A 12,460-nucleotide genomic window follows, 5' to 3' on the forward strand; every position below is an offset into this window, starting at 1 on the left:
CGGGGGCCGCCCCGGTGCCATCCTGGAAGGGAGACATCGACATGGAGGACCGTCATGGGTTTCTATGCCGAGCAGGTGCTGCCCCGGATCATCGATGTCGCGTGTGGCGTGAAGTCCGCCGGACCGCTGCGACGCAGGGTCTGCGAGGGGCTGCGGGGCCAGGTCGTGGAGATCGGCTTCGGCACCGGCCACAACGTCCCCTACTACCCGCAGGCCGTCATCGGCGTGATGGCGATCGAGCCCTCGGACGTCGCATGGAGGCTGGCCGCCGAGCGGATCGGGGCGACGAACATCCCCGTACGCCGCGCGGGCCCGGACGGCCAGTCGCTGCCCTTCGACGACGACAGCTTCGACACCGCCCTGTCGACGTGGACGCTGTGCACCATCCCCGACGCCGGTGCCGCGCTGCGCGAGCTGCGCCGGGTGCTGCGGCCGGGCGGGACCCTGCACTTCCTCGAACACGGGCTCGCACCCGAGGAGGACGAGGACGTACGCCGCTGGCAGCGGCGTCTGGAGCCGGTGAACAAGCGGGTCCTGGGCGGCTGCCATCTGACACGGCGGATCCCGGACCTCGTGATCGACGCCGGATTCACCATCACGGCCCTCGACGTCTTCTACGAGAAGGGCGCCCCGAGGCCCCTGGGCGCCGACTCCCTGGGCGTCGCGCTCGTACCGTGAACCGGTTGGTCGTGAACCGGTTGGTCGTGAACCGGTCAGTCGTGAACCAGTCGGTCGTGAGCTAGTCGGTGCGACCCGTCGCCGCGACGGCCACGCCCAGGCCGATCATCGTGAGCCCGCCGACACCGCCGACCATGCCGAGCCGCCGGGGCGAGGTGGTGAACCAGGTCCGCGTCGTCGCCGCGACCAGGCCCCACACGCTGTCCGACGCCACCGCGATGACGTTGAAGACGAGTCCGAGCAGCAGCATCTGCAGCGTGACGTGCCCCTGGCCGCGGTCCACGAACTGCGGCAGCACGGCCGCGAAGAACACGATGGTCTTGGGGTTGGCCACGCCGACGGCGAACCCCTCCCACAACGTACGCAGGGTGCCGTGTGCGACCCCGTCACCGGCGAACGCCGCCTGCAGCGACCGCCGTTGACGCACCGCCTTCACCCCGAGGTACACGAGATACGCGGCGCCCACGAGCTTGAGCGCGGTGAAGACGAGGACCGAGCGCTCCACGACGGCGCCCACCCCGAGCGCCACGGCCACCACGAGGACGTATGCGCCGAGGGTGTTCCCCACGACCGTGGTCAGGGCGGCGCGACGCCCCTGCGACAGGGCCCGCCCGATCACGAACAGCACGCTGGGGCCAGGAATCACGATCAGGAGGAACGACATCGCCGCGAAGGCCAGCAGTCGGTCGGTAGACACCATGCGGGCCATATAACACGCAGGCGCGTCGGGCCCGCAGGTCTTTTTCCGCGCGAAGGCCCCGGGCCCTAGACTCGCTGAATGGCGAAGTACTTCGACGTACACCCCGAGAACCCCCAGCGGCGCACCATCAGCAGTGTGGCCGACAGCATCCGGGCCGACGAACTCGTCGCGTACCCGACCGACTCCTGCTACGCCCTGGGGTGCCGGCTCGGCAGCCGGGACGGGATCACCCGGATCCGGCAGATCCGCAACCTCGACGACCGTCACCACTTCACGCTGGTGTGCCAGAACTTCGCCCAGCTGGGCCAGTTCGTGCACATCGACAACGACGTGTTCCGCGCGATCAAGGCGGCGACGCCCGGCAGCTACACGTTCATCCTGCCCGCCACGAAGGAAGTGCCGCGTCAGCTGCTGCACCCGAAGAAGAAGACGGTCGGCGTCCGCATCCCCGACCACGCGGTCGTGCAGGCACTCCTCGCCGAGCTGGGGGAGCCGCTGCTGTCCAGCACGCTGCTCCTGCCCGACGAGGACGAGCCGCTCACGCAGGGCTGGGAGATCAAGGAGCGCCTCGACCACGTGGTGGACGTCGTGGTCGACTCCGGCGACTGCGGCACCGAGCCGACCACGGTCATCGACTTCTCCGGCGGCGCGACGGAGATCGTGCGGCACGGGGCGGGCGACACGTCGCGGTTCGAATAGGGGACCGGCGGTTCGAGCAGCGGCCTATTCGCGGCGCCGGTGCAGGATGCCGGCGCCCGCCGCTCCTCCCGCGGCCGGCGTCCCGTTCGGGCCGCCATCGCCGGCACCGCCGTTCCCCACGACCGGGAGCGGCGGGAGCGGGCCACGCCGCAGCCACGCCGTCATGAGCTGGTCGACCGGCCGCGCCGCCGGCGCGTACCGGGCCACGTGCGCCATGAACGCCTCCGTGCCGACCACGCCGTGCCGGTGCGCCGACACCCAGTCGCGCACCATGCGGAAGAACGCCTCGTCACCGAGCGCGCAGCGCACCGCGTGCACCGTGAGCCCGCCGCGCTCGTAGACCCGGTCGTCGAACAGCGACTTGCGGCCCGGATCGGCAAGGACGAGGTCCTGCGGCAGCACCGACAGCTCGCGGTGCGCGGCCGCGGCCAGTTCCTGCGTGGTCCGGCCGCCCGAGCGCTCCGACCACAGCCACTCCGCGTACTTGGCGAAGCCCTCGTTGAGCCAGATGTCCCGCCAGGCCGCGATGGTGACGCTGTTGCCGAACCACTGGTGGGCGAGCTCGTGCGCGACGAGCCGCTCCCAGCTCCGCGTGCCGTCCACATGGTTGGCGCCGAACAGCGAAAGCCCCTGCGCCTCCACGGGGACGTCGAAGTCCTCGTCGGCCACCACGACGGCGTACTCACCGAAGGGATACGCCCCGAAGAGCTCTTCGAAGAACCGCATCATCTGGGGCTGCCGGGCGAAGTCCCGGGAGAACTCCGACAGCAGCGGCACCGGCACGTACGCGCTCTGCGGGACACCGCCGAGCCCCGGGTCGCCGAGGAGGACGGTCTGGTACACGCCGATGGACAGGCCCAGCAGATAGCTCGGGGTCGGCGCCGCCTGCTCGTACACCCAGGTCGTCGTCGACGACTTCGTCGTACGGGTGAGCAGGCGCCCGCCGATCACGACGGTGTACGGCGAGGGGACCGTCAGGGAGATGTGGTACGCGGCCTTGTCGTCGGGCCGGTCGTTGCACGGGAACCAGGACGGGGCGCCGGTGGGCTGGCTCGCCACGAGCGCGCCGTCCGACAGCTCCTCCCAGCCGAGCCCGCCCCAGGGGCTGTTGACCGGCTTCGGGTTGCCCGACCAGTGCACCTCCACCGTGAACGCGGCACCGGCCCGCAGCGGCTTCGCGGGCCGGATCCGCAGCTTGCCGCCCCGGTGCGTGTAGCGCGGCTGGCGGCCGTCGACGAGCACCTTGCCGAGCCGGAAGGCCGCGAGGTCGAGATGGAATTCGGCCAGCGGGGCCCGGCCCGCTATGGCGCTGATCCGGGCGCTCCCGGCGAGGCGGTTGGGGCCGGGACGGTAGTCGAGGGAGAGCTCGTAGCGGTGCACCCGGTAGCGGGGGTCGCCGTGGCCGGGGAAGTACGGGTCCGATACCGGTGTCTCGCCGCTCACTGAAGTGTCCACTCCCTGCGCCGTGCTCGTTCAACGTGTCTGTGTCGTGCCCCCCACCCCGTGCCGTACGCATCGAAGCTCTGACCGACTCCGACCGACCATAAGGCGTGCCGCCCCTCCAGGGCGTGTCCGGCCATGATCCGCCGCACACGTCCTAAGGGCGCCACGCCTCGATCGGGTTGCCCAGCCAGCGGGTGTCGTCGGGCACGGACTCCGCCGCCATCACCAGGGACGCGGGACCCAGCGTGGCGCGGGCGCCGACCGTACTGCCCGGCAGGACGATCCCGCCTGGGCCGACCGTCGCGCCGCCGCCGAGCGTCACCGTGTCCATGCGCAGGATGCGGTCGTGGAAGAGGTGCGTCTGGAGCACGCAGCCACGGTTCACGCTGACCGCGCCGCCGAGGGTCACAAGGTCGGTCTCCGGCAGCCAGTAACTCTCGCACCACACGCCCCGGCCGACCCGCGCGCCCAGGCCGCGCAGCCACAGCGTCATGAGCGGGGTGCCCGGCGCCGCGCCGATCAGCCAGGGCACGGCGACGACCTCGACGAACGTGTCGGCCAGCTCGTCCCGCCAGACGAAACCGCTCCACAGAGGGTGTTCGCCGGCCCGGTGCCGGCCCACCAGAAGCCACTTCGCGGCCACCGCCGACAGCGCCCCCGCGCCGCCCGCGCAGAGGAGCACCGGACCCGACAGCGCGGCGGCCGCCCACAAGCCCCACAAGCCCCACCCGGCCGCCGAGGCGAGCGCACACAGCGCCCCCGCCGTCAGCACCGCCAGCGTCGCCGAGCAGAACACCGGCACGAGCCGGAACAGCTCCACGGCGCCCCGCGCCCACAGCAGCCGCGCCGGCGGGTCGTACGTACGGGAGTGGTCGCCGCCCTCGGGCGCGCGGGGCAGCTTCATCGGCGGAAGGCCCAGATACGACGTGCCCTTCTTGGCCTTCTTCGGAGTGGCCGAGAGGACCCCGACGAGACCGCCGTCGGGGACGCTGCGCCCCGGCCCGGTCATGCCGGAGTTGCCGAGGAACGCCCGCCGGCCGATCGCGGCCCGCCCGATCCGCATCCAGCCGCCGCCGAGTTCGTACGGCGCGGTCAGGGTGTCGTCGGCGAGGAACGCACCGTCACCGACCGTGGTGAGGCTCGGCAGGGCGAGGACCGTGGAGATCTCGGCGCGGCGGCCCACCTTCATGCCGAGCAGCCGCAGCCACAGGGGCGTGGCGAGCCCCGCGTACAGGGGGAACAGCGTCTGCCGGGCCGCGTCCATCAGCTGCGTGACCGTCCAGGCCTGCCAGCCGGTGCGGCTGTGCGTCGGGTGAAGGCCGGGCCGCAGCCCGAGGCTCAGCAGCCGCACGGCTCCCACCAGCAGCGACGCGTACGCGCATCCGAAGGCGAGGGTCGCGGGCACCACCGCGGGCAGCGCGCCGCGCAGCGCGTCGCCGAGGCCCGCGTCCCCGGGCACGAAACGCCCCGCGACCGCCAGCGCGGGCACGGCCGCGAGCACCGGAAGGGCGGACAGGGACAGGCCCGAGGCGCCGTACATGAGCCGCAAGGCGTAGGACCGCTTCGGGCGCTGCTTGGGCCAGTCCCGCTTGGCCTTGCCGAGTTTCACCGCGGGGGAGCCCGCCCAGCGCTGGCCGGTGGGGATCTGCCCGGTCACCGCCGAGCCGGGGGCCACCTCGGCCTTCTTGCCGACGCGCGCCCCGGGGAAGAGCAGGCTGCGGGTGCCGACGACGGCGCCGACGCCGACCTTGACGGCGCCGATCACAAGCCGGTCGCCGTCCACCCAGTGACCGGAGAGATCCACTTCCGCCTCGACGGCGCAGCCCCGGCCCAGCTTGAGCATGCCGGTCACCGGCGGCAGCGAGTGCAGATCCACGTCCGGGCCGATACGGGCGCCCAGGGCGCGCGCGTACCGCAGCAGCCACGCACCGGTCAGCGACGTCGCGCCGCTGCACTCGGCGAGCCGCTCCGCCGTCCACAGCCGCAGATGGACCCGCCCGCCGCGCGGATACGTGCCGGGCGTGACGCCCCGCAGCAGCAGCCGCGCGCCTCCCGCCGCGAGCGCGAGCCGCCCCGCCGGGCTGAACAGCACCAAGGCCCCCGCGGCCACCCACCACCACGACACCGCCGGGGCCCACGGATAGGCACCGAACCGGTGCAGCACGTTGCCGAGCGCGGCGAGGGCCACGCACCAGCGCAGCCCCACGAGGGTGAACAGCGGGACAAGGAGCAGGAGTTGGATCACCTGGGCGCGCACGGGGACCGGAGCGATGTCGCGCCTCGTCTCCGTGCCCTGCGCCGACTCCTCGAGGTGGCGGGCGAGCTTGCGGAGCGTCGGGTGCTGGTAGATGTCGAGGACGGCGGCGCTGGGGTAGCGGGCGCGCAGCCGGGTGGTCAGCTGGGCGGCGGCCAGGCTGGAGCCGCCGATCGCGAAGAAGTCGTCCTTGGCGCCGGTCACGGACACCCCGAGCGTGTGGGCCCACTGTTCGGCGAGCCACGCCTCCGTGCCGTACAGCTGCTCGGCGGGTCCGGTGGAGGTCTCCAGGTCGGGCAGCGGCCAGGGCAGCGCTGCCCGGTCGACCTTCCCGGACGTACGCGTGGGCAGGTTCTCGACGGGGGCGAGGAGCGGCACCAGGGCGGCGGGCAGCGCGGCCCGCAGGCGTTCGACGGCCCCGGCGCGGTCCCAGCCGTCCTGCGTGACGACATAGCCGACGAGGAGCTGGTTGCCGCTGCGCGCCGTGCGCACAGCGGCGGCCGCGCCCGCGACGCCGGGCAGCGCCTGCAACGCGGCGTCGACCTCGCCGAGTTCGATGCGGCGCCCGCCGAGCTTGATCTGCTCGTCCCCGCGCCCGAGGAAGACGAGTCCTTCCGGGTCCGCCCGCACCAGGTCGCCGCTCCGATAGGCCCGCTCCCAGCCGAGGGAGGGCAGCGGGCCGTACTTCTCGGCGTCCTTATCGGGGTCGAGGTAGCGGGCGAGGCCCACGCCGCCGATGACGAGTTCGCCGGTGGCGCCGGGCGGGACGGGGGTGCCCGCCTCGTCGACGACGGCCAGCTCCCAGCCCGCCAGCGGCAGTCCGATCCTGACGGGTTCCTCACCGGTCATCAGACAGGCGCAGGCGACGACGGTGGCCTCGGTGGGGCCGTACGTGTTCCACACCTCGCGGCCCTCGGTGACCAGGCGCTGCGCGAGTTCGGGCGGGCAGGCCTCGCCCCCGAAGATGAGCAGGCGTACGTCGTCGAGGACGTGGGGCTCCCACAGCGCGGCGAGTGTGGGCACCGTGGAGACGACGCTGATGTCCTGCTCGACGAGCCAGGGGCCGAGGTCGGCGCCGCTGCGGACCCGGGAGCGCGGCACCGGCACCAGACAGGCGCCGCTGCGCCAGGCCAGCCACATCTCCTCGCAGGAGGCGTCGAACGCGACGGACAGGCCGGCCATCACGCGGTCGCCGGGGCCGATCGGCTCGTCGGCGAGGAACAGGGACGCCTCGGCGTCGACGAAGGCGGCGGCGCTGCGGTGGGAGACGGCGACGCCCTTGGGCTTGCCGGTGGAGCCGGACGTGAAGATGATCCAGGCGTCGTCCTCGGTGCCGGGCAGGCACGCGGCGGACGACGGGAGCGTCCGCACCGCGTCCTCCTCCCCGCGCAGGGATCCCCACGCGGTGAGGTCGTGGCCGGCGCCGATCACGGCGCGGCACCCGGCCTCCCCGAACACCAGGTCCGCCCGCTCGTCAGGGTCCTCGGCGTCCACCGGGACATAGGCGGCGCCCGCCGCGAGCACCGCGAGGATCGCCACGTAGAGGTCGTTCGTCCCGGACGGGACGCGGACGCCGACGCGGTCGCCCCTGCGGATCCCGGCCAGCGCGAGCCGCACCCGCAGGCTCTCCACCTCGTCGGCGAGCGCGCGGTACGTGAGCTGCTTCGCCCCGTCGTCCAGGGCCACCTCGTCCCGGTGGTCGCGCACGGACGAGCCGAAGACGTCCATGAGGGTGCGGGGCGGGGCCGCCGGGCCCCCGGTGAACAGGGCCGTCACCTGCGGCTCGAGCGTGTTGCGTGAGGTCGTCATGAGGTCCTTGCGTGTCGCCGTCGCCGAACAACCTGACGAAGTGTAGTAACCCGCTCGATTGTTTACATGCAGGGACTTGGCCGGATCTGTGAACCGGCGGGGCACCAGGGGAGGCGTGGACGCGAGTTAACAATTCGGCGCAGCCGAATTACCTGTTCGTGTGTAGTGACTTGATAGGCGATCGGCAGTAGAACTCGTTTCGATTCCATCGAGAGTGAGGAACATGCAATGAGTGGTTCTACCACGCGTGCAAACGGTTCCAAGAACGTCTCGCGACGCACTTTTATCGCTGGAACCAGTTCTATTCTGGGCGCCGTCGCACTGTCGGGCCGCGCCTTCGCCGCCGAGGCGTCCGTCACACCGGCCGCCGCACCGATCGACTCCGGAGCGCACGTCCCGGCCCTGGTCGTCGGCACGGGATACGGCGGCTCCGTGGCCGCGCTGAGACTCGCGCAGGCGGGCGTCGACGTCCACATGATCGAAATGGGGATGGCCTGGGACACCCCCGGATCCGACGGAAAGATATTCGCCAACACCACAAGCCCGGATGTCCGTTCCTACTGGCTCAGGACCAGGACCAAACAGCCGATCAGCAACTTCCTCGGCTACCCGCTCGACAAAGACGTCCCCCGCCACACCGGAATTCTGGACGCCGAGGAGATGGGCCAGATCATCGTCTACCAGGGCCGGGGCGTCGGCGGCGGCTCCCTGGTCAACGGCGGGATGGCGGTGACGCCCCGACGCGAGAACTTCGGCGCCATCCTCCCGTCGGTCGACGCGGCGGAGATGTACGGGACGTACTACCCCCGTGCCAACGCGACGCTCGGGGTCGGCACCGTCGACCCGGCCTGGTTCGAGAGCGCCGACTGCTACCAGTTCGCGCGCGTCGGCCGTAAGCACGCCGAGCGCTCCGGCTTCCCGTTCGTCTTCGTGCCCGACGTCTACGACTGGGACTACATGGAGAAGGAGGCGGCCGGCACCGTCCCGCGGTCGGCGCTCGCCGGCGAGATCCTCTACGGCAACAACTACGGCAAGAAGTCCCTGCAGAAGACCTACCTCGCCCAGGCCGGAGCGACCGGCAAGGTCGCCATCTCGCCACTTCACAAGGTCACTTCGGTCGCCCCGGCGGCCGGGGGCGGCTACACGGTCGTCATCGACCAGATCGACACCACCGGCACCACCACCGCCACGAAGACCGTGACCGCGGACAAGGTGTTCTTCGCGGCCGGCAGCGTCGGCACCAGCAAGCTCCTGGTCCAGCTCAAGGCCACCGGCGCCCTGCCCGCCCTGAACGCCGAGATCGGCAAGGGCTGGGGCGACAACGGCAACGTCATGTGCGGCCGCGCCAACCACATGTGGGACCCGACCGGCAAGCTCCAGGCGTCGATCCCCTGCGGCGGCATCGACAACTGGACCGCGGGCGGGGCGTTCGCCGAGGTCGCGCCGCTGCCGACCGGCATCGAGACCTACGCCTCGTTCTACCTGTCGATCACGAACACCCCGCACCGCGCCGAGTTCACCTGGAACCCGCAGACGGGCAGGGCCGACCTGAACTGGCAGACGGCCTGGAAGCAGACGTCCGTCGACATGGCCAGGACGATCTTCGACAAGATCAACGCGAAGGAGGGCACGATCTACCGCACCGACCTCTTCGGCGCCTACAAGATCTGGGGCGACCACCTCACGTACCACCCGCTCGGCGGCGCGGTCCTGGACAAGGCCACCGACAACTACGGCCGCCTGCACGGCTATGCGGGCCTCTACGTCATCGACGGCTCGCTGATCCCCGGCAACACGAGCGTCAACCCGTTCGTCACGATCACGGCGCTCGCCGAGCGGAACATCGAGAAGATCATCGCCACCGATCTGTAGGAGGCGCACGTCTGTAGGAGGGCGCGGTGCGGGGGCCGGACACGGCCCCCGCGCCTCAGCCCGTGGGCAGGACGCACACCGTGTCGAGACCCAGCACATGGTTGAGCCGGCCGAACGCCAGCCAGGAACCGATGCTCATGCTCAGCTCCACGATCTCGGCCTGGCTGTAGTGCGTGGTCATCCGGGACCAGAACTCCTCGTCCAGGCCGTGGTGGTCGAGCGCGTACCGCTCGGCGTACTCGGCCGCGAGACGGGTGCGGTCGTCGAAGGCACCGGTGGTACGCCACGCGGTCACCGCGTCGGCGAACGACTCCTCGACCTTCTCCCCGTCCCGGTCCGTTCGCCAGTCCAGACAGAACCGGCACCCGTTGATCTGCGCGATGCGCAGCCGGGCCGCCTCGAACTCCCGCAGCCCCAGGGTCGTGTGGGCGTACACCGACAGCGAGAAGTTCGCGGCCGCGGTGCCGATGCCGGGGACCAGGTCGCCCCAGACGTAGCCGATCGGTTCCTGTCCCTCGGGGATGTCGATGATCATCGTGGCTTCCTTCCGCTTCGGCCGAGCTTTCCGACTGCGGGGCGCAGCGGGACGTCGAGCGCGTCGTAGAGGCCCGGGTCCGCGTCCACGAGCCAGTCGATGGCGTTCACCAGGCGGCCCACGGCGGTGGCGTTGCCGCCCGCGGACCGGTTGTCTCCCTCGTCCGCCGCCTCCACGGTGACCTCGATGCGCGGACGGCCCTCGATGATCACCCGGTGCGCCCCGGTGCCGTCGGGAGGCGTCGGCCAGTCGGGGCCGCACGACGCGTGGATGCGGGTGACGTGCTCGATGACGAGGAGGGGTTCACCGCCGACGATGCCCTGCACCTCGAACCGCACGGCGCCCTGGGTGCCGGCCGCGAAGTCGCCCATCGTGCGGGTGCTCACGGTGGAGTCGAGGGGGCGGCGCTCCAACGTCTCGCGGATCCCGTCGAGTTCGACGCCAAGGGCCCGCGCCATCAGGCGCAGCTGCCCGCCCCACACCATGGTGGGCACGGTGTCCCAGAGCATGGGCGGGTCGTAGCCCATCGGCTGCCCCATGCCGACCAGGAGCCGCACCGAGTCGGGCTGGTCGTACGTCGAGTAGTCGAAGATCTCCTGGCAGCGGATCGCGTCGACCGTGCTGCCGAGGCCGCTGACGAGGAGCGGCAGGACGTCGTTGCCCCAGCCCGGGTCGACGCCGGACGAGAACAGGGACCCGCCACCTTCCTTGACGGCCGCCACCACCGGGTCCCGGAACTCCGGCGGGGCGCTCCGGTGGTCGTAGAGCGGGTAGAGCGCGGGGGAGACGACGACGGCGCCGGACCGCACGGCCCGGGTGATGTCGGCCAGGGCGTCGTCGGGACGGATGTCGCCGGAGGCCGCGTACACGACGGCGCGCGGCCGGTCCGCAAGCACCGCGTCGATGTCGTCGGTCGCCGCGACCCCCAACTCCCGGTCTAATCCTGCGAGTTCGCCCGCGTCACGGCCGACCTTCGCCGGGTTGTGCACCAGTACGGCGCCCAGGCTCAGCGCCGGATGCGCCTCGACGGCACGGATCGCCGCCCGCCCGACATTTCCGGTACCCCAGACAACGGTGGAAATCATGCGCGGAGGGTAGCGCCGGGGCCCGAACCTTCCTAGGGGCATGACGGATCCGGTGCCCGGCTATGCTCGGCGGCTCGGCCGGGGCGAGGTGTGCCCGGGCCCGCATGCCGAGTTGTACGGGGATCACGGAGGAAACGTGCGCAGGACGGTAACCGGAATTGCTCTCGTCGCGGCGACGGCCGTACTGCTGACCGGGTGCGGCAGTGGCGGGGGAGGCAAGGCGGAGGCCGGGAAGAAGGACGCCTCGAAGGCCCCCTCGCAAGCCGCCTCGACGCCGGCCGGGAAGCCCGCGGGCGAGGAGGCGACCCGTGAGGTGACCTTCGAGGTGCAGGGCCAGGGCAGCACCCAGGTCTTCTGGACGGCGGGCACCAGCAAGACGGAGCAGGTGAAACTGCCCTGGAACAAGACCGTCCAACTTGCCGTCAAAGGAGCCGAGTTGAAGGTCGGCAGCCTCGTGTCGATCGTCCCGGGCTCGGTGTCCGGCTCGGACGGTCGGCTGAGGCCCGCGCCGTGCGTCATCAAGGTCGACGGCAAGCAGGTCGCGGACAACGAAGAAGGCAAGTCGATCGCGGGCTGCAAGTACCTCGTGAAGTGACGGCCGTCGTGCCACGGGGGCAGGGGCTGCTACCTCAACTACCTCAACGAGGCACTGAACCAAGGCCGTTGTCCTACGCCGACGTCTCCTTCAGTTCGATCTCGACGAACGCCAGCCAGGAACCGCCCGTGTTGACGACATCGTGCTCGCCGCCCGCCGGGCGCGCGTAGGACACCCCCGCACGCAGCTGCGACTCCGTCACCGTGCCGTCGGGCGCGAACGCGCTGATCCGGCCGTCCACCACCGGCACGACCACATAGTCGTGCTCGTGGACGTGGCGGCCGGTACGTGTGTCCGGCTCGAAGTCCCAGCGGGTCACCCGGACCCGGTCGTCCTCGTGCTGCACGGTCGGCTTCGCGGTCGTCGTCATCGGACCTCTCCCTGCTTCCGGTCCTGGGCACCGGCTCCGCAGCCCAGGTCAGAGGCCCCTTCGGCCTCCGGCGACCATTCGAACACACCGCGCCGGGGGCGGGCGAAACCGACAGCTCGGGCACATCGGCGTCAGGGATGCGCGCGCTCAGGGTGGGCGCGCTCAGGATGCGCGCGCTCGGGGTGCGGGTGCCAGAAGGCGTCGCAGGGCGTTCGGCGTGTGGCCGAGGTGCCGGCGCATGGTCCGGGTGAGGTGGGCCTGGTCGGCGTAACCGAGGTCGGCGGCGAGGGTGCTGAGGCGGGTCTCGCCGGCCTCCAGACGGTCCAGGGCCCAGCCGATGCGGACGCGGTGGCGATAGCGGGTCACCGAGACACCGAACGTGCAGCCGCACGGCCTGGCGGAGTCCATCGCCGCCATGGT

11 protein-coding genes are annotated in these 12,460 nt (G+C 71.6%); 4 read left to right on the forward strand and 7 right to left on the reverse strand.

Going from position 1 to position 12,460, the window contains the following annotated elements:
• The first annotated feature begins 54 nt into the window (after positions 1–54).
• The gene (locus EOT10_RS05960) at positions 55–678 is read left to right on the forward strand and encodes a class I SAM-dependent methyltransferase (protein WP_127826984.1); all 624 of its coding nucleotides are present in this window, start codon (positions 55–57) and stop codon (positions 676–678) included.
• 61 nt (positions 679–739) lie between these two features.
• Here the strand turns inward: EOT10_RS05960 and EOT10_RS05965 are convergent, their stop codons facing one another.
• Entirely contained in the window at positions 740–1,378 is a 639-nt protein-coding gene (locus EOT10_RS05965; protein WP_127826985.1) for a LysE family translocator, read from the reverse strand.
• A gap of 78 nt (positions 1,379–1,456) precedes the next feature.
• Here EOT10_RS05965 and EOT10_RS05970 point away from each other — a divergent pair, with 78 nt between their 5' ends.
• On the forward strand, positions 1,457–2,077 hold the full coding sequence (locus EOT10_RS05970; protein WP_127826986.1) for an L-threonylcarbamoyladenylate synthase: 621 nt from the start codon (positions 1,457–1,459) through the stop codon (positions 2,075–2,077).
• Between the two features lie 24 nt (positions 2,078–2,101).
• On the opposite strand, the gene EOT10_RS05975 is transcribed toward EOT10_RS05970, so the two are convergent.
• A complete protein-coding gene (locus EOT10_RS05975; protein ID WP_127826987.1) occupies positions 2,102–3,520 on the reverse strand; it encodes a M1 family metallopeptidase in 1,419 nt (472 codons plus the stop codon).
• 154 nt (positions 3,521–3,674) lie between these two features.
• The gene (locus EOT10_RS05980) at positions 3,675–7,583 is read right to left on the reverse strand and encodes a Pls/PosA family non-ribosomal peptide synthetase (protein ID WP_127826988.1); all 3,909 of its coding nucleotides are present in this window, start codon (positions 7,581–7,583) and stop codon (positions 3,675–3,677) included.
• A 228-nt stretch (positions 7,584–7,811) separates the two neighbouring features.
• On the opposite strand from EOT10_RS05980, the gene EOT10_RS05985 reads away from it, so the two are divergent.
• On the forward strand, positions 7,812–9,455 hold the full coding sequence (locus EOT10_RS05985; RefSeq protein ID WP_127826989.1) for a GMC oxidoreductase: 1,644 nt from the start codon (positions 7,812–7,814) through the stop codon (positions 9,453–9,455).
• A 55-nt stretch (positions 9,456–9,510) separates the two neighbouring features.
• Here EOT10_RS05985 and EOT10_RS05990 read toward each other — a convergent pair whose 3' ends face one another.
• On the reverse strand, positions 9,511–9,990 hold the full coding sequence (locus tag EOT10_RS05990; RefSeq protein ID WP_127826990.1) for a carboxymuconolactone decarboxylase family protein: 480 nt from the start codon (positions 9,988–9,990) through the stop codon (positions 9,511–9,513).
• Positions 9,987–11,075 carry an NAD(P)H-dependent amine dehydrogenase family protein gene (locus tag EOT10_RS05995; protein ID WP_127826991.1) on the reverse strand — a complete coding sequence of 363 codons (1,089 nt, stop codon included), beginning with the start codon at positions 11,073–11,075 and terminating at the stop codon, positions 9,987–9,989. Before EOT10_RS05995 ends, EOT10_RS05990 begins: the two co-directional genes overlap by 4 nt.
• A 136-nt stretch (positions 11,076–11,211) precedes the next feature.
• Between EOT10_RS05995 and EOT10_RS41175 the strand changes: the two genes are divergently transcribed.
• The gene (locus tag EOT10_RS41175) at positions 11,212–11,670 is read left to right on the forward strand and encodes a hypothetical protein (RefSeq protein WP_189491242.1); all 459 of its coding nucleotides are present in this window, start codon (positions 11,212–11,214) and stop codon (positions 11,668–11,670) included.
• A 73-nt stretch (positions 11,671–11,743) separates the two neighbouring features.
• On the opposite strand, the gene EOT10_RS06010 is transcribed toward EOT10_RS41175, so the two are convergent.
• On the reverse strand, positions 11,744–12,040 hold the full coding sequence (locus EOT10_RS06010) for a cupin domain-containing protein (RefSeq protein WP_127826993.1): 297 nt from the start codon (positions 12,038–12,040) through the stop codon (positions 11,744–11,746).
• A gap of 162 nt (positions 12,041–12,202) precedes the next feature.
• A complete protein-coding gene (locus EOT10_RS06015) occupies positions 12,203–12,448 on the reverse strand; it encodes a helix-turn-helix domain-containing protein (protein ID WP_223280829.1) in 246 nt (81 codons plus the stop codon).
• Positions 12,449–12,460 lie beyond the last annotated feature (12 nt).

It is taken from the genome of Streptomyces antnestii, assembly GCF_004005495.1.
Taxonomy (GTDB): Bacteria; Actinomycetota; Actinomycetes; order Streptomycetales; family Streptomycetaceae; genus Streptomyces; species Streptomyces antnestii.